At 43.6% G+C, this 23,372-nt stretch carries 19 protein-coding genes; 12 read left to right on the forward strand and 7 right to left on the reverse strand.

Translation table 11 applies throughout. The annotated features are described in order from the left end of the window. Positions 1 to 4: 4 nt before the first annotated feature. From gyrB to glyS, 4 genes are all read left to right on the forward strand, one after another. A complete protein-coding gene (gyrB, locus tag ACSLUR_RS10520; protein WP_448554288.1) occupies positions 5 to 2,440 on the forward strand; it encodes a DNA topoisomerase (ATP-hydrolyzing) subunit B in 2,436 nt (811 codons plus the stop codon). Positions 2,441 to 2,698: 258 nt separating this feature from the next. Continuing rightward, a complete protein-coding gene (locus ACSLUR_RS10525) occupies positions 2,699 to 3,223 on the forward strand; it encodes a nuclear transport factor 2 family protein (RefSeq protein ID WP_448554290.1) in 525 nt (174 codons plus the stop codon). Positions 3,224 to 3,604: 381 nt separating this feature from the next. Further along, a complete protein-coding gene (glyQ, locus tag ACSLUR_RS10530) occupies positions 3,605 to 4,552 on the forward strand; it encodes a glycine--tRNA ligase subunit alpha (protein WP_448554292.1) in 948 nt (315 codons plus the stop codon). Beyond that, positions 4,552 to 6,627 (forward strand): glycine--tRNA ligase subunit beta, encoded by a 2,076-nt coding sequence (gene glyS, locus ACSLUR_RS10535; protein ID WP_448554294.1) that lies wholly within the window; start codon positions 4,552 to 4,554, stop codon positions 6,625 to 6,627. The genes glyQ and glyS overlap by 1 nt, the downstream gene beginning before the upstream one ends. Before the next feature lie 95 nt (positions 6,628 to 6,722). Here glyS and tusA read toward each other — a convergent pair whose 3' ends face one another. Then, positions 6,723 to 6,965, reverse strand: a complete 243-nt coding sequence (tusA, locus tag ACSLUR_RS10540; RefSeq protein WP_448554296.1) for a sulfurtransferase TusA — start codon at positions 6,963 to 6,965, stop codon at positions 6,723 to 6,725. 387 nt (positions 6,966 to 7,352) lie between these two features. On the opposite strand from tusA, the gene ACSLUR_RS10545 reads away from it, so the two are divergent. From ACSLUR_RS10545 to ACSLUR_RS10560, 4 genes are all read left to right on the forward strand, one after another. After that, positions 7,353 to 9,167 (forward strand): transglycosylase SLT domain-containing protein, encoded by a 1,815-nt coding sequence (locus ACSLUR_RS10545; RefSeq protein ID WP_448554298.1) that lies wholly within the window; start codon positions 7,353 to 7,355, stop codon positions 9,165 to 9,167. Positions 9,168 to 9,397: 230 nt separating this feature from the next. Continuing rightward, positions 9,398 to 10,717, forward strand: coding sequence for a Xaa-Pro dipeptidase (gene pepQ, locus ACSLUR_RS10550; RefSeq protein ID WP_448554301.1), 1,320 nt, complete (start codon positions 9,398 to 9,400; stop codon positions 10,715 to 10,717). Then, positions 10,710 to 11,423, forward strand: coding sequence for a YigZ family protein (locus tag ACSLUR_RS10555; protein ID WP_448554303.1), 714 nt, complete (start codon positions 10,710 to 10,712; stop codon positions 11,421 to 11,423). The genes pepQ and ACSLUR_RS10555 overlap by 8 nt, the downstream gene beginning before the upstream one ends. Positions 11,424 to 11,577: 154 nt before the next feature. Next, positions 11,578 to 13,029, forward strand: coding sequence for a TrkH family potassium uptake protein (locus ACSLUR_RS10560; RefSeq protein ID WP_448554305.1), 1,452 nt, complete (start codon positions 11,578 to 11,580; stop codon positions 13,027 to 13,029). Between the two features lie 367 nt (positions 13,030 to 13,396). Here ACSLUR_RS10560 and trkA read toward each other — a convergent pair whose 3' ends face one another. From trkA to def, 4 genes are read right to left on the reverse strand one after another with little or no spacing between them, the layout of a single operon-like run. Beyond that, complete coding sequence (gene trkA / locus ACSLUR_RS10565; protein WP_115998558.1) at positions 13,397 to 14,773, reverse strand: Trk system potassium transporter TrkA; 1,377 nt, start codon at positions 14,771 to 14,773, stop codon at positions 13,397 to 13,399. A gap of 54 nt (positions 14,774 to 14,827) precedes the next feature. Next, complete coding sequence (gene rsmB / locus ACSLUR_RS10570) at positions 14,828 to 16,153, reverse strand: 16S rRNA (cytosine(967)-C(5))-methyltransferase RsmB (protein WP_448554307.1); 1,326 nt, start codon at positions 16,151 to 16,153, stop codon at positions 14,828 to 14,830. Positions 16,154 to 16,158: 5 nt separating this feature from the next. Then, positions 16,159 to 17,154, reverse strand: coding sequence for a methionyl-tRNA formyltransferase (fmt, locus tag ACSLUR_RS10575; protein ID WP_448554309.1), 996 nt, complete (start codon positions 17,152 to 17,154; stop codon positions 16,159 to 16,161). A gap of 28 nt (positions 17,155 to 17,182) precedes the next feature. Beyond that, positions 17,183 to 17,695 (reverse strand): peptide deformylase, encoded by a 513-nt coding sequence (gene def / locus ACSLUR_RS10580; protein WP_448554312.1) that lies wholly within the window; start codon positions 17,693 to 17,695, stop codon positions 17,183 to 17,185. Positions 17,696 to 17,810: 115 nt separating this feature from the next. On the opposite strand from def, the gene ACSLUR_RS10585 reads away from it, so the two are divergent. The 4 genes from ACSLUR_RS10585 (at position 17,811) to ACSLUR_RS10600 (ending at position 21,471) form a co-directional block, all read left to right on the forward strand. Then, complete coding sequence (locus tag ACSLUR_RS10585; RefSeq protein WP_448554314.1) at positions 17,811 to 18,968, forward strand: LysM peptidoglycan-binding domain-containing protein; 1,158 nt, start codon at positions 17,811 to 17,813, stop codon at positions 18,966 to 18,968. A 189-nt stretch (positions 18,969 to 19,157) separates the two neighbouring features. Further along, positions 19,158 to 20,258, forward strand: a complete 1,101-nt coding sequence (gene dprA, locus ACSLUR_RS10590) for a DNA-processing protein DprA (RefSeq protein WP_448554316.1) — start codon at positions 19,158 to 19,160, stop codon at positions 20,256 to 20,258. 2 nt (positions 20,259 to 20,260) lie between these two features. Then, positions 20,261 to 20,737 (forward strand): DUF494 family protein, encoded by a 477-nt coding sequence (locus ACSLUR_RS10595; RefSeq protein WP_115998564.1) that lies wholly within the window; start codon positions 20,261 to 20,263, stop codon positions 20,735 to 20,737. Between the two features lie 161 nt (positions 20,738 to 20,898). Continuing rightward, positions 20,899 to 21,471, forward strand: coding sequence for a DNA topoisomerase family protein (locus ACSLUR_RS10600; protein ID WP_448554319.1), 573 nt, complete (start codon positions 20,899 to 20,901; stop codon positions 21,469 to 21,471). Positions 21,472 to 21,484: 13 nt separating this feature from the next. Here the strand turns inward: ACSLUR_RS10600 and ACSLUR_RS10605 are convergent, their stop codons facing one another. Both ACSLUR_RS10605 and purE read right to left on the reverse strand, forming a co-directional pair. Beyond that, entirely contained in the window at positions 21,485 to 22,636 is a 1,152-nt protein-coding gene (locus ACSLUR_RS10605) for a 5-(carboxyamino)imidazole ribonucleotide synthase (protein ID WP_448554321.1), read from the reverse strand. Positions 22,637 to 22,644: 8 nt separating this feature from the next. Next, positions 22,645 to 23,127, reverse strand: a complete 483-nt coding sequence (gene purE / locus ACSLUR_RS10610) for a 5-(carboxyamino)imidazole ribonucleotide mutase (protein WP_448554323.1) — start codon at positions 23,125 to 23,127, stop codon at positions 22,645 to 22,647. Positions 23,128 to 23,372 lie beyond the last annotated feature (245 nt).

The raw sequence follows: 23,372 nt of genomic DNA on the forward strand, positions 1-23,372 counted from the left end.
CGCTATGACAGTAGAAAACGATTATGGTTCGGACAGTATTAAAGTCTTAAAAGGACTTGATGCTGTTCGTAAAAGACCTGGGATGTACATCGGTGACACTGATGATGGTACAGGTTTACACCACATGGTATTTGAGGTTTTAGATAACTCTATTGATGAAGCGTTAGCAGGGCACTGTAACGACATTATCGTTACCATTCATTTAGATGGCTCAGTGTCTGTTAGGGATGATGGTCGTGGTATTCCAACCGATATTCACCCTGAAGAAGGCGTTTCAGCAGCAGAAGTTATCATGACGGTACTTCACGCTGGTGGTAAATTTGGTGGTGAAGACTCTGGCTACAAAGTTTCTGGTGGTCTTCATGGTGTAGGTGTTTCTGTAGTAAACGCCTTAAGTGATAAGCTAATGCTAACCATTCGCCGTGCAGGTAAAGTGCATGAGCAAGAATATCACTTAGGCGAGCCGCAAGCACCACTTGCCGAAGTAGGTGAAACAGAGTCAACAGGTACAGAAGTTCGTTTCTGGCCAAGTGCTGATATCTTCTCTGATATTGAATTTCATTACGATATCTTACTTAAGCGTATTCGCGAACTTTCGTTCCTAAACTCTGGCGTATCTATCAAATTAATCGATGAACGCGAAGAAGATAAGAGCGAACACTTCCACTATGAAGGCGGTATTCAAGCCTTTGTTGATTACCTAAATACCAACAAAACACCGGTCAATGAAGAGATTTTCTACTTTGATTTAGACCGTGAAGATGGCATTACTGTTGAAGTAGCAATGCAGTGGAACGATGGTTTCCAAGAAAATATTTTCTGTTTTACCAATAACATTCCGCAACGTGATGGTGGTACCCACTTAAGTGGTTTTAGAGCTGCACTGACTCGTACGCTTAACAGCTACATGGTGAAAGAAGGCTTAAACAAAACTAAGAAAGGGGAAACGAATACCTCAGGTGATGATGCACGTGAAGGTTTAACCGCGGTTATTTCAGTGAAAGTACCTGACCCTAAATTCTCTTCACAAACTAAAGATAAGCTAGTGTCATCTGAAGTAAAAACGGCAGTTGAACAAGCCATGGGTGAGAAGCTAGGTGACTACTTATTAGAAAACCCAGGTACGGCTAAAACCATCATTATGAAAATTATTGATGCCGCTCGTGCCCGTGAAGCAGCGCGTAAAGCACGTGAAATGACACGTCGTAAAGGTGCATTAGATATTGCTGGTTTACCGGGTAAATTGGCTGACTGTCAGGAAAAAGACCCAGCACTTTCTGAACTATACATAGTGGAGGGTGACTCTGCGGGTGGTTCAGCTAAGCAAGGTCGTAACCGTAAGAACCAAGCCATTCTGCCATTGAAAGGTAAGATTCTAAACGTTGAAAAAGCACGTTTTGATAAGATGATTTCATCTGCTGAGGTTGGCACATTAATCACGGCATTGGGTACTGGTATTGGTCGTGATGAATACGACCCTGAAAAACTACGTTACCACAGCATCATTATCATGACCGATGCGGATGTGGATGGTTCACACATTCGCACCTTATTGCTGACTTTCTTCTACCGTCAAATGCCAGAAATTATGGAGCGTGGTCATGTATACATTGCTCAACCTCCACTTTATAAAGTAAAGAAAGGTAAGCAAGAGCGTTATATCAAAGATGATGAAGCGCTAACTGAATACCTAACTACACTCGCGCTTGAAAATGCTGAAATTCATGTTAATGAATCTGCTCCTGCAATTTCTGAAATTGCGTTAGAACAGTTAGTTAATCAATACCGCGCGACCATGGATACTATTTCACGCATTTCACGCCAAATTCCACAAGATATTCTTGAGAAGATGGTATACAGCAATGAAGTTGGTGTTGATGATTTTGCTGATCAAACTAAAGTTGAAGCTTGGGTAGCAAACTTAATTGAGCAGCTTGAAAATCAAGAGGGCAATGGTTCAATTTACTCTGTTGATGTGAAGCACGATGCTGAGCGCAATATTTACCACCCTGTATTTAATGTTCGCCAGCACGGCATAGACAAGCAATATAGCTGTAGCTATGACTTCATTCACTCGAAAGAGTTTGAAGCGATTATGAAGCTTAACAGCGCGATTAATGGCTTAATGGAAGAGGGAGCATTTGTTAAGCGTGGTGAAAAAGTTAAACCAGTCACATCGTTTGAAGAAGCGCTTAACTGGCTAATGGCTGAGTCTAAACGCGGTCAATACATTCAACGTTACAAAGGTCTAGGTGAGATGAACCCAGATCAACTTTGGGAAACAACCATGGACCCAGAAACACGTCGAATGTTAAAAGTAACCATTGAAGATGCAATCGCCGCAGACCAACTGTTTAATACTTTAATGGGTGATCATGTTGAACCGCGCCGTAACTTTATCGAAGACAATGCATTAAAAGTATCTAACTTGGATGTGTAGTTGTTTAACTCCTAATACATAATTACACACAACTAGATTAGCAAAGGCCACTTAAGTTAAGTGGCCTTTTTCTTTTTCAATTCATATGGTTGATAGAGAGATATAAAAGACAAGAATAGGCAATATAGCTAAATTAGTTGTCCATATGGTCAATATAATGCTAACTAATAGTAGTATGCGGTTATTAGCATTGTTCGTTATAAACACCCATGCTAGCCTAGTTACAGACATTACAATCTGTTACTAAGGGAAATCACAGTGTCAAAACAAAAAACTAACCGTCGCTTATATGCCATCACGTTAATGCTAGCCGCACTTGTCTTACCTAAATGGGCGTTAGCGGAAGAGCCTCAAAAGGAAACGGTAAAGCAAGATATTCCAGCTTTACTGAAAGCATATGGTAAAACTTGGGCAGAGCAAGATGTTGAAGCTGCAGTTGCGCTTCACACCGAAGATACTGTATTTCGTATTATGGTTGCTGGTGTTAAGCCTGCAAAAGGTAAAGCGGAACTGCGCGAATTGTTAACGGCAATATTTACTTCAATGCCTAATTACGCTTCTACCCCTAAAAAAGTCATCATAGGCGATAACTATGGCGTATTTGAATATGACATGCATATTGAGGCTAATCTAGTGCCGCAAGTTGGCCCTCACGTATTTAAGCCATCAGACAAGCCTTATTCTATCCCTGCCGCTGATATCATTATTTTCGAAAATGGTTTGGTTAAAGAGAAGGTGACTTACTTGGATATCGAAACAGTTCGAGCTAATCAAAAACACTAAGCTGCTAGGAAGCACTGAGCTATTAAATAATCTTATTTAGCATTTAAAACAGAGCCCCACCTTGTAGTGGGGCTTTTTGTTTTGAGAGTAAGAATTTTTATCTCTTATCAAATGGCAAAAGTCAGTTAAACCAACCATTCAAATTTTTCATCCAACAGTGCCGTTTCACCTTGCCAAAATTTATCTTTGCTAACCGCTGTAGGAATATGTGAAAACCTTGTGTTTCTTGGGCGCTAGCTCTAGGCGAAATAAACGCCATTGGGTATACTAGGCGACTATTTTTTTATTCATTTAAGCTGTCAGGGCACTTTTAGGTTTTTCACCGTTAAAACCCTTTACAGCGACTAGCAAAAAGAGCATTTGGCTCGCATTTGGAACGACATGAGTAGCTTTGATATTAAAACCTTTCAGGGGCTAATCTTGCAATTGCAAGATTACTGGTCTCGCCAAGGCTGTGTAATCATTCAGCCGTTAGATTTAGAAGTAGGCGCGGGAACTTTCCACCCAATGACATTCTTACGCGCTATTGGTCCTGAGCCAATGAGCAGTGCTTACGTACAGCCGTGTCGTCGTCCAACTGATGGTCGTTATGGTGAAAACCCGAACCGTCTGCAACATTACTACCAATTCCAAGTGATGTTGAAGCCAAATCCAAAAAACATCCAAGAGTTATACTTAAACTCATTAAAAGAGTTAGGTATAGACCCACTTGTTCACGACATTCGTTTTGTTGAAGATAACTGGGAGTCGCCAACATTAGGTGCATGGGGCCTTGGTTGGGAAGTTTGGTTAAACGGTATGGAGATCACCCAGTTTACTTACTTCCAACAAGTAGGTGGCTTAGAGTGTGCGCCAGTGACGGGTGAAATTACTTACGGCTTAGAGCGTTTAGCCATGTACATCCAAAACGTGGACAGTATCTACGACCTAGTGTGGACTGACGGTCCTATGGGTAAAGTAATGTACGGCGACGTTTTCCATCAAAACGAAGTTGAACAATCAGCTTATAACTTCGAGCACGCTGATGTGAATGACTTATTCCACCAATTTGATCAGTGTGAAAAAGTGTCACAAGACCTAATTGAAAAGGGCTTACCTTTACCAGCTTACGAGCAAGTAATGAAAGCATCTCACGCATTTAACTTACTTGATGCCCGTCATGCGATTTCTGTTACTGAACGTCAACGTTATATCTTACGTGTTAGAACCTTAGCGAAAGCGTGTGCGGAAGCTTATTACAATGCTCGTGAAGCATTAGGCTTCCCACTGTGTGCACGTGCAGAAGAAAGTACCAACGCAAAAAACAAAGTAGTTGAGGGGAAAGCATAATGACGACAGAAACATTGCTTATCGAATTAGGTACCGAAGAATTACCACCAAAAGCACTAAGCACATTAGCGAGCACCTTCCACCAGCAAATTATTACGCAACTTGAGCAAGCGGACATAGCGTTTGAAAGTAGTAAGTGGTTTGCATCGCCGCGTCGTTTAGCAGTTCAAGTGAAAGCTCTTGCTGCGAAGCAAGCTGACAAAGTGGTTGAAAAGCGTGGTCCTGCCACTAACGTTGCGTTTGATGCTGACGGTAAGCCAACGAAAGCTGCAGAAGGTTGGGCGCGCTCAAACGGCATTACCGTAGACCAAGCAGAACGCTTAACCACAGATAAAGGCGAGTGGTTGTTACACAAGGCGAGCCAATCGGGTAAAACCGTTGCTGAGTTAATTCCTGAAATGGTGGTTACTGCATTAGGTAAACTGCCTATCCCTAAACCAATGCGTTGGGGTAGTGAGCGCATTCAGTTTATTCGTCCAGTGCACACGTTAACTATGATGTTTGGTGGCGAGTTAATTGCAGGCGAAGCACTTGGTGTTGCATCAGCAAACCAATTGCAAGGTCATCGTTTCCACTACCAAGAAAACGACGGTCTGATTACCTTAGATCACGCTGACAATTATGAAGCTGTGCTTGAGTCTGCGTTTGTTATTGCTGATTACGACAAGCGTAAGGCACTTATCGTTGAGCAAGTAGCAAAAGCGGCTACAGATATTAATGGTGATGCAATTGTTGATGCCGGTTTACTTGAAGAAGTAACAAGTATTAATGAATGGCCAGTAACCTTAGTGGGCAGTTTTGACGAGGAATTCTTGTCAGTGCCGGCAGAGCCATTAATTTACTCGATGCAAGATCACCAGAAATACTTCCCAGTGAAAGATAAAGATGGTCAATTAAAAAACCAGTTTATCTTTGTCGCTAATATCGACAGTAAAGATCCACAGCAAGTTATTTTCGGTAACGAAAAAGTGATTCGTCCACGTTTAGCGGATGCAGAGTTCTTCTTTAAAACTGACAAAAAGCAAAGCTTAGAGTCGCGCTTAACGAGTCTTGAATCTGTATTATTCCAAAAACAGTTAGGCACGTTAAAAGACAAGTCTGAGCGCATTGCAGCATTAAGTGGCTTTATTGCCGAACAAATTGGTGAAAGCAAAACCGATGCACACCGAGCTGGTTTACTAAGTAAAACCGACTTGATGAGTGAGATGGTGTTAGAGTTCCCACAAGTTCAAGGGACCATGGGTAAATATTATGCTCAGCATGATGGCGAGTCAGAAGCGATTGCGCAAGCATTAGAAGATCAATACCGTCCGCGCTTTGCCGGTGACAGCTTACCCGAAGCAAACATTGGTTGTGCTGTGGCGATTGCCGATAAAGTAGATTCATTAGTTGGTATCTTTGGTATTGGTCAAGCGCCAAAAGGTGATAAAGACCCATTTGCACTTCGCCGCGCGGCCATTGGTTTAATTCGTATTATTATTGAAAAAGAATTAAACCTAGATATCGCTTCATTAATTGCTCATAGCCAAACATTGTTTGGCGACAAGCTGACTAATGAAAATGTTGCCGTTGATGTCATTGAATTTGTCATGGGGCGCTTTAAAGCTTACTTTGAAGAGCAAGGCATTAGTGTTGATGTTATTCAATCAGTGCTAGTAAACAAGCCAACATCGCCGTTAGATTTCCAACAACGTGTCAGTGCCGTAGCACATTTTAAAACGTTAGCAGAATCTGAAACTCTAGCCGCAGCTAATAAGCGTGTTGGTAATATCTTGGCTAAGTTTGACGGTGAGCTACTGGCTGACGTTAATACTTCGTTATTATCAGAAGCAGCAGAGCAACAATTAGCGAGCGCCTTTGCTAAAGTTGCAGAGCAGGTTGCACCAGCAATGGCAAATAAAGACTATCAAAGTGTGTTAACGTCATTAGCCACTATTAAAGAAGAAATTGATAACTTCTTCGAGCATGTCATGGTGATGGCGGATGATGAAGCGGTGAAAACTAACCGTTTGACACTACTAAATAATATCCGTAACAGTTTCTTAGCAGTTGCTGATATTTCGGTATTGCAGTAACTATTACTCTCAATACTAGCAATTAAAAAAGGAGGCTGATGCCTCCTTTTTCTTTATATTCAATATCTTAGCTATAGCAGTCAGGTGAACTAAAGCTAAGCTTTTTTAATAATGTAGGTATAAATTCCATCGTTACTCGCTTGAGTAACTAACTCATGCTCCATAAAGCGACAAAAGCTCGGAATATCGCGTGTTGTTGAAGCATCGTCTGCTTTGATAAATAGCGTTTCGCCGCTGGCCATATTACGAATATGTTTACGCACCATCATCACCGGCTCTGGGCAACGTAAGCCTATAGCATCAAGAAAGTGATCAGTTTCTGTTTGTTGAGTGCTCATTCGTAAACCTTAACGTTATCTAAATTGTGCGAAAATAAATAGGGCGGCGATCCTACCTGATTCATTCATCAGATAAAAGTTTAGCCGTATAAAATTTACACACTGTTACTGCTAACCACTAAATGTAACGATAAACAGGCTATTTATTGATTATCTGGTAAGACTTCTAAATTATGCAGATAAAACAGAGATTCAGCGCTTGCATTGCTTAGCGATGCGTGAATAATTCAATTATGCCCCTTTTTTATCGCATGTTTTATGTTTCCCAATAAGCGTCTTATTTCATTCTGTTTTGTAGCAGGAGCAGTAATCTCAGGCTTGCTTGGTTCGCCAGCTACAATGGCTTCAGTTGACCAGCGGTCGACCTTTTTAAAAGCTGAAAAACATGTGTGGAAACCAGATTCCCCTGAATATCAAAACCTATATCAGCAATTACATTATTATCCGCTTCAGCCGTATCTCGATCAAAAGCGCTTGATGGACAAAATTCGCCTGAGCGATGCGAAGGAAATTGAAGAGTTTTTAACAGAGTATCGGGGCACACCGCTAGATTGGCCATTGCGTAAAAAATGGCTGAACTATTTGGCTAAGCGAGAGCGCAAGGCGCTTTTTCTTAAGTTTTTTAAACCGAATAACGACGCTAAGTTAAGCTGTACACAGTTGAGCTATCAGTTGGCGGGGGGCATGCCGGAAAAGGTGGTGTTGCCGCAAGTAAAACAATGGTGGCTAGTAGGTAAGTCGCAAGATAAGGCCTGTGATCCAATTTTTAAACAGTGGAAGAAAGCTGGCTACCTTACGCCAGATCTAGTTTGGCAACGATTGAGCCTTGCAGCAGATGGTGGCAAGCATACTTTAATTCCTTATTTAACTGGGCTGTTGCCAAAGGAAGAGCAGTACTTAGGTAAACTGTTTCATCGGGTAAGGCGTGATCCTAGCTATATCAGTAAGCTATCGCGTTTTAAAACCTTCAATGAAAAAGAAACGCAAATTATGGCCTATGGCCTTAAGCGTTTAATTTGGCGTGATCCAGAGCGCGCGTTAAAAACCTACCAGTTGGCACAGCAAAAGTTTACTTTTACCGAGCAGCAACAAGACTATCTCACTAAGCGCTTTGCACTTGCTTTGGCAACTAAACACCATGCGCAGGCGGATACTTGGCTTACCAAAGTCAAACCAGACAAGCTCGATAGCAACTTAGTGCAATGGAAGTTAGCAACCGCACTAAAGCAGCAAAACTGGCCGGATATTCAAAAAACCTTATTGGCATTACCAGATCGCCTACAAGAAAAACCACAGTGGCAATATTGGTATGCGCGCAGTATGGCCGAAGTAGGGCGTGACCAAGCGGCACGTGAGTTGATGTTAGATTTGGCGAAAAAGCGTCATTACTACGGCTTTATGGCTGCCAAATGGTTAAGTCAAAACATTAACTTACAACATAACCCACTGCTGGTTGATGCCAAAGTGATTGATAACATTATTCAAAACCCAGCGGCTAAACGCGCTTTTGAATTGTTCCACCTTGAACGCTATAGCCAAGCGAGAAAAGAATGGAATTACTGGTTAGCCACCTTATCAAAAAGTGAAAAACTGGCGGCGGCTTCGTTTGCTTTTGAGCAAGGGTGGTTTGATAGGCCGATTTTTACCTTGGCATCACAAGGTTATTTAGACGATGTCGAGCTGCGTTTCCCAATGGCTTATAAAGACGATATCGCCAGCTATGCCGACAAGCATAGTATTGACCCCAGCTGGGCATTTGCCATTGCACGCCGTGAAAGCTCGTTTATGCGTGACGCTCATTCTTCTGCTGGCGCGCGTGGACTGATGCAAATTATGCCAGCAACAGCAAAACAGCTGGAGAAAAAAGCGGTTTCTAACCGTTATCTCGTCAATGCTAAAAATAATATCAAGCTAGGGACTAAGTATCTAAAACGCTTACTCGATAGGTACGAAGGTAATTTAGTGTTAGCGACTGCGTCATACAATGCTGGTCCTTATCGCGTAAAGCAATGGTTAGAAAAGGGCGAAACACTGCCTGCTGATATTTGGATAGAGACTATTCCTTTTAAAGAAACGCGTGAATACGTAAAAAGTGTGCTTGCTTATAAACAAATTTATCAGCATAAGCTCAACAGTGAAGGGGAATCGCCATTTACGACTGTGCTTGGTATGAAGATAGGCACTACGTCATTGAGTCAATAACCCAAGCCTTTGGCTGAAAAATATCGTAAAGCGTCATCAAACGTTGCCAAATGCGACGTAATAGCTTTGATAGTAAAGCGATGTTTTTTACCTAATTCGCACTATTTTACTGCGTTTACAGCCTATTCGTGGTTAAAATAAGCCAAATTTTCAACTAGTGCCCAGCTCTGCTTAATGATTATCACGCAAAGCTGGTGCTGTGAGTAATTAATCGTCACAAGAGAGCCTCTATGACTAACTTTGCCAATGTTTATCCTGCCCATATTAATGAACTTCAAGCACGCGCACGTAATGTGCTTAATCGTGAAAATCTTGAAGGATTAGTGATCCATTCAGGTAAAGAATTAAAAGTATTCTTAGACGATAATTCGTATCCTTTTAAGGTAAATCCACACTTTAAACATTGGTTGCCATTAACCAATGTCACCAATAGCTGGTTACTGATTAACGGTCATGACAAGCCAGTGTTAATTTATTATCAACCAGTGGATTTTTGGCACAAGGTTGAAACATTAACAGATGATTTTTGGACACCGTTTTTTGACATTAAAGTGATCACCAATGCCGCTGAAGTTGATGCGCTGCTCCCTTACGATAAAGCAAACTATGCTTATATCGGTGAACATATTGAGGTCGCTAAAGCCTTGGGCTTTGAGCAAATTAACCCAGATGGTGCATTAAGTTACCTGCATTTCCATCGTGCGTACAAGACCCCATACGAACAGGCATTGATGCGTTTATCAAATGAACGCGCAGTGGCAGGCCACTTAGCAGCAAAAGCGGCCTTTATGGCGGGAGAATCTGAATTTGAAATTCAACGTGCTTACCTGCAAGCAACATCACATACTGATAGCGAAACGCCATATGGCAATATTGTTGCGCTTAATGAAAATGCGGCGATACTCCATTACACAGCGTTAGAGCGTAATAAACCTGAGCAGCACCGTTCCTTCTTGATTGATGCTGGCGCTAACTATCACGGCTATGCGTCAGATATTACGCGTACCTATGCCTATGAGCAAAATGAATTTGCAGCGCTTATTGCGCGTATGGACAAGTTAATGCTTAACGCGGTTGATGGTCTGAAACCCGGTAAGAGTTATGTCGAATTACACTGCGAAACTTACCTTGATATTGGCCGCGTGCTGGCAGAATTTAACTTGATTCATTGCAGTGCAGAAGTTGCAGCTGAACAGGGTATAGTCTCAACTTTCTTCCCACATGGCTTAGGTCATCACCTAGGCTTGCAAGTACACGATGTTGGCGGCTTTATGGCGGATGAGCGCGGTACTCATATTGATACACCTGCACAGCACCCATTCTTAAGAACATCACGTGCTGTTGAGGCTGAGCAAGTCTTTACCATTGAGCCGGGTTTATACTTTATTGACTCTTTGTTGGCTGATCTCAAAGCAAGTGAGCACAGCAACGTAATTAACTGGGCGCAAGTGGAAAAATTCAAACCATTTGGCGGTATTCGCATTGAAGACAACATTATTGTTCATCAATCACATAACGAGAATATGACTCGAGACTTAAACCTTGGCTGAGCTAGGTCGCTCGTCTAAGGAAATAAAAGCGCAGGAAGTAAACGCCAAGGAAGTGAAGGATAAAGAGTACACCAGTGCGCCGGGTTATTTAATTGCGACTGACGAGGTACTCGTTGAGACCGTCGTCAATCGCAGTCGCTTTCTATGTTACTTGTTTCCCTGCACTAGTTACCACGTAATGAAAGCCAGACTGACCGAGCTGCAACAAGCGCACCCCAATGCTAATCATCATTGCTATGCCTTTGTCAGCGGTGCACCGCAAGACAGTCAAACCTATGGTTTTTCAGATGATGGTGAACCTAGTGGCACCGCTGGTCGACCTATGCTGGCGATGCTGCAAGGCAGTGGCGTAGGTGAAGTTGCTGCGATTGTCGTTCGCTATTTTGGTGGTGTAAAGTTGGGTACAGGTGGCTTACAGCGCGCTTACGGCGGTGCTGTTAAAGAAGCGCTGCCTGTGCTGCCAACACATCATAAGGTGCTAACCGAAACACGCGTGTTAAGTGTCAGTTACCAACAAGTTAGCGATATTCAGCATTTAATCAAATCAACCAATACTCAGGTCCTAGAAGAGCAATACCTAGAAAATATTAAGTTTGTATTGGCTATCCCCATTGATCAGCTTAAACTATTTGAACAACAATTGCTTACCTTATCTAGCGGGACATTGCATCTAGAAAAGCACCTAGAAAAACCTAGTGGCTCTTAGGTGAAATGCCGAGCTTAAACAATAAGCAAAAAAGCGATTAGCCGTAGCAAGTGTCACCCAGCTTAGACCAACAAGAGATCAAGCACAGCTCAGTTATTAAATAGCTAAGGTGCACTTAACGAAACCACAGAACAAAGCTAAGTAGCGTATATCAGTGCAATATAGAAACATTATTCGTATTTTAGGGCTACTAGTCGCGCTACTCAGCGTTACTATGTTACCGCCTGCTGTTGTGTCACTCATTTATCGCGATGGTGGCGGTGTTCCTTTCTTAATGGCCTTTATGTGGTGTTTGTTTATTGGTCTTGCCCTGTGGTACCCCAATCGACAGAAAAAGGACGACTTGCGAGCGAGGGAAGGCTTTCTTATCGTGGTCCTGTTTTGGACGGTACTGGCAAGCTTTTCAGCGATTCCGCTGATGTTGTTGGAAACCCCAAACCTAACAACCACCGATGCTTTTTTTGAATCTTTCTCAGGGTTAACCACTACAGGGGCCACTATTTTAACGCAAATTGACGGCTTACCTCATGCGGTATTGTTTTATCGCCAGCAATTGCAGTGGTTAGGTGGCATGGGGATCATCGTACTCGCGGTAGCGGTGCTACCCATGCTAGGGATCGGTGGTATGCAGCTCTACCGTGCGGAAACCCCAGGGCCGGTGAAAGACTCGAAAATGACCCCCCGTATCGCCGATACTGCCAAGCATTTATGGTATATCTACCTATCGTTAACCATTGCTTGTGCGGTTGCTTATTGGTTAGCGGGCATGTCAGTTTTTGACGCCATTTGCCACTCGTTTTCGACGATTGCGATTGGCGGCTTCTCCACTCATGATGCCAGTATGGGCTACTTTAATAGCCCAGTGATCAACTTGATTTGTGTTGTCTTCCTTATTATCGCCGGCATTAACTTTGCGCTGCATTATGCGGCGGTGCAGAACAAATCAATTCGAAACTATTTTGCCGATCCTGAGTTTAAGTTCTTTATCACCCTACAGGTGATTTTAACGGCGATATGTTTTGCTGTCTTGATGAGCCATAACACTTATCAAAGTGCTGATGTCGCCTTGGATCAGGCATTGTTTCAGTCAGTTTCTATTAGCACGACAGCGGGCTTTGCCACTACGTCTTTTGCTGATTGGCCAACCTTGTTGCCATTGCTACTTATCTTTGCCAGTTTCATTGGTGGCTGTGCAGGCAGTACTGGCGGTGGCATGAAAGTGGTGCGCGTTGTGTTATTGTACCTGCAAGGTGTGCGTGAGCTTAACAAGCTTGTTCATCCTAAAGCTGTATTCACGATTAAGTTAGGTCGCAAGGCGTTACCTGATCGTGTTATCGAGGCGGTCTGGGGATTTTTCTCTGCTTATGCGGCAGTCTTTGTTATTTGTATGCTGTTGCTGTTAGCCTCTGGTATGGACGATATTAGCGCCTTTACTGCGGTTGCAGCCTGTATGAATAACTTAGGCCCAGGGTTAGGCGAAGTTGCCGCGAACTTTGCGTCGATCAACGACTTTAGTAAATGGGTCTTGATTGTCGCTATGTTGTTTGGTCGTTTGGAAATATTTACCTTACTTGTTTTATTTACCCCTGCGTTTTGGCGTAATTAATACCAAGCGGAACAATACCAATCCGCATAATAATATATTCAACTCAGAGCTATTTCAGCGGTTCAAGTACAAGAAAAATTTTTGCCGATATAGTTGTTCTACATCCAGAAAATTTTGCGCCGTAATTGGGTCGCTGAAAAGCTCCCGAAGGGCTTGGCTAAAACACTCTACTGCTGTGTTGCATGTTCTTGAAATAGAATAACTATGACGAGCAAACATGCGCCTTGCATTAAAGCGTTTTATCTCAAGCTGAGTGAACATTTATTTATGCGGATTGGTATAAGTGTAACTAAGAAATTTACTCATTAAAAAAGCTGGCGATTGCCAGCTTTTTTGGTATTGAATAGCGCTTTGCAAAGAGCGGTCACTAAAAGTAAATCACGCCCACTTGGAATAACTTCTCAACGTCTGAAATATACTTCTTATTCACTAGGAAGAGTATGACGTGATCGTCTTCCATGATCACGCTGTCAGAGTGGGCAATTATCACTTCATCACCACGCACAATGGCGCCTATAGTGGTGCCTGGCGGAAGCTTGATATCACGAATTTCACGACCAACGACTTTTGATGATGTTTCATCGCCTTTCGCTACAATTTCTATTGCTTCAGCAGCGCCGCCACGCAAGCTATATACATTGTTGATCGTGCCCTTACGGACATGGGTGAGTAACGCGGAAATCGTTGAGTGCTGTGGTGAAATGGCAATATCGATACTGCTACCGTGCACTAAGTTCACATAGGCTTCTCGTTGGATGAGCACCATGGTCTTGCGAACACCCAGCTTTTTCGCCAACAGCGACGACATAATATTGGCTTCATCGTCATTGGTCACAGCAATAAAGACATCAAACTGATCAATCTGCTCTTCCTGTAGCAATTCTTGATCGGATGAATCGCCAGTAAAAATTAGTGTTTTATCCAGCTCTTGGGTTAACTGTTTAGCGCGCTCTGGTGAGCGTTCAATCAATTTAACCTGATGATTTTGTTCGAGCTTTTTCGCAATACCTGCACCAATGTTACCGCCGCCGGCGATCATAATGCGCTTGTACGCTGGCTCGAGTTTTTGCAGCTCGTTCATTACCGCGCGAATATGAATACTGGCGGCAATAAAGAAGACTTCGTCATCCGCTTCAATTACAGTTGTACCTAGCGGGCGAATAGGGCGGCCATTACGATAAATAGCGGCCACGCGCGTATCCACGTTAGGAATATGCTCTTTCAGTGTTGATAACGCGTGACCTACCAGCAAACCACCATAGTAGGCTTTTACCGCCACTAAGCTGACTTTACCATTGGCAAATTCCAGCACTTGTAAGGCGCCAGGGTATTCAATTAAGTGGATAATATCACGAGTCACTAGTTGCTCTGGCGCAATCACGTGGTCGACCGGAATATGGTCTTTGTTAAATAGCTCACGCTTGCGCTCAACAATTTCTGAGGAGCGAATACGCGCGACTTTTTTCGGCGTGCTAAACAGGGTGTAGGCGATTTGACAGGCGATCATATTGGTCGCATCGTCGTTGGTCACGGCAATGATCATATCGGCATCATCAGCGCCTGCACGGGCTAACACGTCGGGGTGACAACCTTGCCCGGTGATCACTTGCAAATCTAGCTTGTCTTGTAGTTCTAACAAGGTTTGACTATCGGTATCGATCAGCGAAATATCATTACGCTCACCCACCAGATTTTCCGCTAAGGTACCGCCTACTTGGCCTGCGCCAATTATTATTATTTTCATAATCTACTATTGTTGATGCTACCGATGGCTATCGCCTGTTGCCAGTGAGCCTGCTTAACTAGCGCTTTTGACTAACTTGGCGTAGTAAAAGCCATCCATATCTTGTTCGCCTGGTAGTATTTGCCAGCCAATTTTGCCTTGATATTCCGGTAGTTCGATTAGCTGAGCATCACTTTGCTGAGCAAGAAACTGTGCTATTTGTTCACTATTTTCTTGCGGTAATACGCTACACGTCGCGTATAGCAAAGTACCACCGGGTTTAAGTAATGACCACATTTTTCTCAGTATCTGCGCCTGCAGCTCGGCAAGCGCCTCAATATCGTCTGCTTTACGCAGCCATTTAATATCTGGGTGGCGTCTGATCACACCCGTCGCTGAGCACGGCGCATCAAGTAAGATACGATCGTATTGTGTGCCGTCCCACCATGACTCTGGCTTGGTGGCATCACCACACTGCAATTTTGCGTTTAGGCCAATGCGTTCGAGGTTTTCTTGCACACGAGCGAGTCTACGCTCATCGACATCTAAGGCGGTAACGCTGGCAAGCTCTGGTGTTTGTTCAATCAAATGACAGGTTTTACCGCCGGGTGCCGCGCAACAATCCAACACATGATCACCTGGCTGACAATCTAACAAGCGCGCTGATTGTTGCGCCGCAGCATCTTGCACTGACGCCGCCCCTGAGCTGAAGTTTGGCAGTTTATTCACATCTATTGCTTGATCTAGCTTAAGCGCTTTTGACTTTGGCTCGATTGCAGCTACTTGAATTGCTAAATCGGCAAGTTGCTGTTGATAAGCTTCACTTGATTGTTGGCTAACATTCGTGCGCAGCCACATAGGCGGGCGCTGCATATTAGCCATTAATATCGTCGACCATTGCTCTGGATAAGCGGCTTTAACCAATTTAATAAACCAGCTAGGGTGATTATAAAATATTGGCTCAGGAAGTGAGTTGGCGCTCACTTCTTGTTCGCTTTCTGGATTCGAATGTTGTTTTTGATGCTGGCGCTGGAAATTTCTTAGCACGCCATTAACCAAATTCTTTAAATGGCCGCTTTTAAGTTTTCCTGTCGCCGACACCGTTTCATTGAGCGCAGCATGATCTGGAATTCGCGTGTATTTAAGTTGATAAATACCCACTAAGATCAAAAAGTGGCAAACGCGCTGTTTGCCCTTTAATGGTTTTGCTAAAAACTGTCGAACATCATTTTCTAGTTCAGGCAAGTGGCGCAGTACACCATAGCAAAGCTCTTGCAATAAGCCTTTGTCTTTGCCTTCTGCTTTAGTGGCTTTTAAGGGCACTTCCTCTGCCAAACTGCGGCCTTGTTCTACTACGGCAAAACACACTTGTGCGCATAGCGCTCTAATATTTGCGTTCATGGTACTTAGTTGTCTTTTACGTCTTGAGCGTTAAACCCAGTAATCGCTTGACCCACTGCAAACCAATCTGCTCGACCGTTGAGTACATCTTGCACTGGTAAGGGCTTTTTACCCGGTAGTTGTAACACCTCTAGGCGATAGGCTTGCGCTTTGGTTGCGACTACAATGCCCGATTTGTCTGCACTGATAATCTCACCTGGGGTTAGGGGGCTAACATCTTGATCAACAACACTGGCTTGGTGAACTTTAACCGTTTGCGATTTACCTTGTTGGTCAGTTAAGTTGATATGACAACCAGGCCAAGGGAAATAGGCGCGACGCTTTAAGTCGATGTCGCGTGCACTTTGATGCCAATTAATTTCTGCATGAGCTTTATCAAGCTTTGCGGCATAAGTTGCTTGGTTGTTATCTTGGACTTCGCGTGGGTAATCACCTTGTGCCATTAAGCTTAGTGTTTCAACTAGCGCTTTCGGACCTAGCTCTGCTAATTTTTCGTACAAGCTAGCACTGGTATCAGATTCAAGAATAGGGCAACTGGCCTTTAAGATCATATCGCCAGTATCTAAACCTTCATCCATTTGCATAATCGTCACGCCAGTCTCTTCGTCGCCCGCTTCGAGTGAGCGTTGAATAGGCGCCGCCCCGCGCCACTTAGGCAAAAGTGAGCCGTGGACATTAATACAGCCAAGTCGCGGCGCATCCAAAATAATTTTTGGCAGTAATAAGCCATAGGCCACTACCACCATGACATCGGCATTTAACGCCTTTAAATCGAGCTGATCTTGCGTTTCTTTAAAGTTTTTTGGTTGGTATACCGGAATATCATGCGCTTGAGCCAGTACCTTGGTGGCACAAGCCGTTAGCTTTTTACCGCGACCAGCAGGTTTGTCTGGTGGGCAATAAGCAGCAATCACATTATGCTCTGAGTTAATTAACGCTTGTAAGTGCTGGGCAGCAAAATCCGGCGTTCCGGCGAAAACGATATTAAGTGGAGAAGTCAATGGCGTACCTTAAGTTAGCGAGGTTAGATTAAGCTTTAGCGTTGAGACGAGCTTCTTTTTCGAGCTTAGTTTGAATGCGTTTGCGCTTCAATGGAGATAAGTAGTCGACAAACAGTACACCCGCTAAGTGATCTAATTCATGTTGAATACAAATACTTAACAGCTCGTCAGCATCACGGGTAAATTCGTTGCCATCGCGATCGAGTGCTTTGACCGTAACTTGTTCGTGGCGAGTGACTTTCGCATAACAGCCAGGTACTGATAAACAGCCTTCTTCGTTAATAAAAGTTTCGTCACTTTTGTGAATAATTTCGGGGTTAATTAAGGTAAGAGGGTCACTTTTGTCGTCACTGCAGTCCATGACCACAATACGTTGATGAATATTGACTTGTGTCGCCGCTAGGCCAACACCATTTTCGTCATACATGGTTTCAAACATGTCGTCGACAATTTTTCTAATTTCATCATTAACTTGGGCTACAGGCTCTGCCTTGGTGCGCAATCTCTCATCAGGAAAGCGTAAAACGGATAAAACGGTCATAATTTTTACAAATAATTAGCGATAATTAAGCTAGGATGTTATGTTTCAATTTTAGCCATTAAATAACAACAATAATAGTGGTTTGAAGTTTTTGTATAAAATGGACAAGAGTAGCATGATAAAAAAAATTATACTCTCAGCAACATTCTTCACCTTGCCATGGCTGGCGGTCGCCGATGTACTTCAATTGAATGAAGATGCGCCGAAGACCTACATAGTGGAAAAGGGAGACACGCTATGGGACATTTCTTCAATATTTTTAGAGCAACCATGGCTTTGGCCTAAACTGTGGCGCCTCAATCCCGAAATTAACAACCCTCACCTTATTTACCCTGGTGATGTGTTGCGTCTGGTCTATGATGATCAAGGTGAGCCTCAACTTATCGTTGAAGCGGAACCGGAGCCAGAACTTGAGGTTGCGCCAGAAGTTATCGCGCCACCAGTGGAAGTCGCGCCGCGTGAAAAGCCAACCATTAAGTTATCACCGAAACTGCGCAAGCAAATTAAAAAAGAGCCAGTAACAACGTTACCACTTAGTGTCATTGCGCCTTACATTCAATACGACCACTTGTTAACGCAAGAGCAGATTGACACACTGCCCTATGTGATTGGTAGTGATGAAGGACACAAATCAAGCATGGACGGTTTTAAGGTTTACGTAAATGATGACCTTATCCCTGGTAAGTCTTATGCCATGTATTATGTCGATGAAGAAATCATCGACCCAGAGACCGATAAATCTCTCGGCTACAATGTCAAATTAACGGGTACTGCGCAGGTAGTTCGTGCAGGTAATATGTCAGTGCGTCGCCCAAGCACTATGCTAGTGAACTCAGCGAATCGTGAAATTCGCTCAGGTAATTTAGTGATGCCGATCAATGAAGGTCAGCTGTTGCCATCTTTCTTTACCATGCAAAGTGCGGATCCTGCGATACGCGGTATGATTGTTAAATCTGCTACTGACGGCAGAGAGTTTGGCAAACTTGAAGTCGTGATGATTAATCGTGGCGCCGAGCACTCACTGAAAGTGGGAGATGTGATGTCTATACAGCGCAAGAGCCCTGCGGTTGTCGAAACGAAAAGTGGCCCGCAATATAAAGCGACAGCTTCTCGTTGGGATCGATTAACCAGTGGCGGTGAAGCTGAATATGACATGCCGGAAGAAGCGCTAGGCGAAGTGATGGTCTTTAAAGTTTATGACAAAGCGTCAATGGCATTAATATTACGAACAAGTAAACCGGCGCGACTTTTAGATGTTGTAACGGCACCTTAACCAAAGTTAATAATTAGTCATTACAACTAGTTGAAAACAAAGGCATACCAGCTATAACTATAGTGGTATGCCTTTTTTGATCTTGCAGTTACATTTATTCCAATGAGGTTTATCGAGATTATCAGTAGGTGGATTTTCATTTGGTAGATCAATCTCAGGTTTTGAGGATTCACGCTTAAGGAGAGAGCATTGAGTCACAACGATACTGCATTATGGCTGGCGTTAAAGTTAGTGCCACGACTTGCTATTCATCGCAAGGTTTCGTTAGTAGAGCAGCATGGCCTAGCCCAACTTTTTCAACTTTCCCAAACACAGTTGCTGGCTTTAGGGCTAAACAAGCCACAAACTAGCGCAATTAGCTCGCCAGATTGGCAGCGTATTTCAGATATTATCAGCGCTAGCGATAACGCCAATAGTCAAATGATTGTATTTTCCGATCCAGCTTACCCTAAATTGCTCTCGCAAATATATGACCCACCCTTGGTGCTTTGGTTAAAGGGTGACAAAGCATTACTCAATACGGCTCAAATAGCGATTGTAGGTAGTCGCTCTGCCACCCATGCTGGACGAGAATACGCAAGCCAACTAGCGCAAGAGCTTTCAAACAGGCTAACCATTACTAGTGGTTTGGCGTTGGGCATAGATGCGGCAGCTCATCAAGGGGCTTTGCAAGCAAGTGGTAATACCATTGCGGTACTTGCCACGGGTATTGATAAAATCTATCCCGCTCGCCATAAGCTATTAGCGCGTAATTTATTGGACAAAGGTGGGGCGATTGTCAGTGAGTTTTTACCGGGTACTGTCGCCAAACCTGGTCATTTTCCGCGCCGTAACCGTATTATTAGTGGATTGAGTTTGGGAACCGTAGTGGTCGAGGCTGAAATTAAAAGTGGCTCTTTGGTGACGGCAAAAAGCGCATTAGAACAAAATAGAGAGGTGTTTGCGGTACCAGGATCGCCGCTAAACCCAATGGCCAAAGGCTGTCATCAATTGATTAAACAAGGCGCTAAATTAATCGATTGTTCAGCCGACATTATAGAAGAGTTAGTTATTTCTAATTCATCCGGTCATGTTATTCAGGCCGATGAAAAAATTGTAAAAAGTCATCAACAGGGCTTGTTAAACTATGCATTGTTAGCTAGTGTGGATTATGAAATCACTCCCGTAGACATAGTGGTTTCCCGGAGTAAGCTTCCAACAGACGAAGTGTTAACCCGGCTAACAATGCTTGAGCTTAGTGGTCTGGTATCTGCGGTGCCTGGTGGCTATCTTCGATTACATAGGGGGTAATTGTGTTTGACATTCTTATGTACCTTTTTGAGAATTATATTCACTCCGAAGCCGAGATTATGGTGGATCACGATGAGCTTACCGACGAGTTAACTCGTGCTGGTTTTCATCAGGATGAAATATACAAGGCGCTTAGTTGGTTAGAAAAACTCGCTGATTTGCAAAACAATGATGCACACCCTTATTTAACTCGAGTCTGTGGCCCTTCTACACGTATTTATACCGCGCAAGAAATGCAGCGTTTAGACGCTGAATGTCGTGGCTTTCTATTATTTCTTGAACAAGTCAACTTACTCGATGTGACGACGCGAGAGATGGTTATCGATCGCATTATGGAGTTAGACACCAAAGACTTTTACTTAGATGACTTAAAGTGGGTAGTGCTAATGGTCTTGTTCAACGTGCCTGGCCGTGAAAAAGCCTATTCTCAGATGGAAGACCTAATTTTTGATGAGCGACCTGATGGGCCGCTTCACTAGCGCGTGACCGATTAACGCTCGTTTTTTCAGCCTAGAATGATATGAAAAAAGTGATTATCTTTATTATCTTCAAGATATAGGATGATCACTTTTTTTTACGTGTGGCATAATGGCGATACAACTTAACCTTTCTTACCGAGCGCCAGCGCGCAGATATTGCTATGTCTCAATCTGACGATCCACTTTTCAGCCAACATGAACACGCACTAGAGCAAGCCTATGGCGTTTGCCCTGACTGTGGTAGTGAGCTGAGTATTAAGCGGGGCAAAGCAGGCGCTTTTATCGGTTGTAATAGCTATCCTAAGTGTCAATATACTCGGCCAGTGGTTGAGCATGAGCGGGTTGAAGATAAAGTGCTAGCAGGCACTGAATGTCCTGAATGTGGTCATGAACTGGCGGTAAAGCAGGGGCGTTATGGTATGTTTATTGGCTGTACGAACTTTCCTGCCTGCCATCATATAGAGCATGAGCAAAATGAAGCTGAAGTGGAAAGTCATGTCACTTGCCCAAGTTGTAAAAAAGGGCTGTTAACGGCAAAAACCACACGTTACGGCAAAACTTTTTATCCTTGCGATAATTACCCTAAGTGCAAATTTGCGGTGAATCACGAGCCCGTGGCTGGTGAATGTGAGCAATGTGGTTTTGAATTACTGTTGAAACGCCAGATGGCGGCTGGTGAAAAGCTTCAGTGCGCTGACAAAAAATGTGGACATTTTCAATCAGCGCAATCTTAATGCTAATCAGACACTAGGTATTTGCAGCTAGCGAGCGCGCATACTGCTGGATATCGCTAAATGCTTGCTCAGGTAAAATCATTGCGACTTTTTCCAAACGTGCGAATAAGGCCTGGTTAGTGGCCGCTGACAAGTTGATATGACCCATTTTACGACCTGCGCGTTTAGTTTTACCATACCAATGCAAGCTTACACTCGGAATATCTAAAATCGCATTGGGCACGCTATCTTCACCCAAAATGTTAATCATTGCCGTAGGCCTAACTAATTCACCACTGCCAAGTGGCAGTCCACAAACCGCGCGAATATGGTTTTCAAATTGACAAGTATCGGCACCTTGTTGTGTCCAATGACCTGAGTTGTGCACTCGCGGAGCAATTTCGTTAACCAGTAGCTGATCGCCAACTTGGAAAAACTCTATGGCAAGCACACCCACATAACCGAGCGCATTGGCGATACTGTCAAAAATTTGCTGTGCTTGAGCTTGCAGTGCTTCGTTGTCATTTAACGCGACAGAGACGGTCAGTACACCGTCAGTGTGATGATTTTCCGTTAATGGGTACACTTTAGTATTACCATTAACATCGCGCATACCCACTAAAGATACTTCGCGATCAAATGCTACCATTTGCTCCGCAATCACAGCTTGTTTAACTGAGCTTTTACTCCCTTGGAAAAATGCTTCAATATCAGCCCAAATATCATCAGCTTGGCTTAAGTCTTTCAAGCGCCATTGGCCTTTACCATCGTAGCCTTCTAATGCGCTTTTTAAGATCAACGGCAGCGCTAGTGTTTGCAGTGCTTGGTCAAAGTCTGCTTTGCTTTCGATGATTTGATGCTTGGCATTAGCGGCATTAGCTTTGGTCAGTAGTGCCTTTTCCAAACGGCGGTCGCCGCCTGTTTTTATTGCTTGGCTACTCGGCTTTAATTTTCCGCTTGCTTCACACTGAGCTAATACATCATGGCTGATATGTTCAAACTCTGCGGTAATCGTATCAGCGAACTCAATACCTGCATCAAGGTCGCCATAGCTGATTGCTGAATTTAGTGGGTCAACAACGGTTTTGCTGCCAACATCATAGGCACGCACAGTGATATTGAGTGGTTTGCTGGCAAGTGACATCATACGTGCCAGTTGGCCTGCACCTAAAATTAGTACATTCATCGCCAGTGCTACTCTGCTGGATTGGGATTACTTAGAATGGTTTCTGTTTGCTCTGCGCGGAATTTTTCTACTGCGGCCATTACTGTTTCGTCGTGCGTACCAATAATTTGAGCGGCAAGTAAACCGGAATTGGCTGCACCGGCATTACCAATGGCTAGCGTGCCAACTGCAATACCTTTTGGCATTTGCACAATAGAAAGAAGAGAGTCTTGTCCGCTCAGTGCTTTTGATTGAACAGGTACACCAAGTACCGGTAGGCTAGTGTAGGCTGCAGTCATACCGGGTAGGTGGGCTGCACCACCAGCACCGGCGATAATAACTTTGATGCCACGGGATTTCGCTGACTCAGCATATTCGGCTAGTAAGTGAGGAGTGCGGTGTGCAGACACCACTTTAGTCTCATATGGGACACCAAATAAATCCAACATTTCCGCTGCATGTTGCATTGTTGGCCAATCCGATTTTGACCCCATAATAATGCCCACTTTCATCTTCTCTACCCTTTAATAATCTAGTTACGCTTGTGATAAGCCGGAATGAATATGGCTGGCGATTATATACGCAAAGGCATGCAAAGGCGAGATAAAAGCCGATTGTAACGCTTGTGTAAAATCGTGATTTAAAGCGAAAAAATTATATCGAATAGCGTCAGTATTAGACCAAAGGATAATACCTGAACAAACCTTGCCTCGGTAATATTGTCGACAATCTAACAACATTCTCGACACAGATAGCG

Source organism: Thalassotalea montiporae (assembly GCF_053485855.1).

Excerpts from the sequence above, each read along its gene's own strand:
- gyrB (WP_448554288.1), top strand. The coding sequence starts at position 5 with ATGACAGTAGAAAACGATTATGGTTCGGACAGTATTAAAGTCTTAAAA.
- glyQ (WP_448554292.1), top strand. The coding sequence starts at position 3,605 with ATGAGTAGCTTTGATATTAAAACCTTTCAGGGGCTAATCTTGCAATTG.
- glyS (WP_448554294.1), top strand. The coding sequence starts at position 4,552 with ATGACGACAGAAACATTGCTTATCGAATTAGGTACCGAAGAATTACCA.
- tusA (WP_448554296.1), bottom strand. The coding sequence starts at position 6,965 with ATGAGCACTCAACAAACAGAAACTGATCACTTTCTTGATGCTATAGGC.
- pepQ (WP_448554301.1), top strand. The coding sequence starts at position 9,398 with ATGACTAACTTTGCCAATGTTTATCCTGCCCATATTAATGAACTTCAA.
- trkA (WP_115998558.1), bottom strand. The coding sequence starts at position 14,773 with ATGAAAATAATAATAATTGGCGCAGGCCAAGTAGGCGGTACCTTAGCG.
- rsmB (WP_448554307.1), bottom strand. The coding sequence starts at position 16,153 with ATGAACGCAAATATTAGAGCGCTATGCGCACAAGTGTGTTTTGCCGTA.
- def (WP_448554312.1), bottom strand. The coding sequence starts at position 17,695 with ATGACCGTTTTATCCGTTTTACGCTTTCCTGATGAGAGATTGCGCACC.
- ACSLUR_RS10585 (WP_448554314.1), top strand. The coding sequence starts at position 17,811 with ATGATAAAAAAAATTATACTCTCAGCAACATTCTTCACCTTGCCATGG.
- ACSLUR_RS10600 (WP_448554319.1), top strand. The coding sequence starts at position 20,899 with ATGTCTCAATCTGACGATCCACTTTTCAGCCAACATGAACACGCACTA.
- ACSLUR_RS10605 (WP_448554321.1), bottom strand. The coding sequence starts at position 22,636 with ATGAATGTACTAATTTTAGGTGCAGGCCAACTGGCACGTATGATGTCA.
- purE (WP_448554323.1), bottom strand. The coding sequence starts at position 23,127 with ATGAAAGTGGGCATTATTATGGGGTCAAAATCGGATTGGCCAACAATG.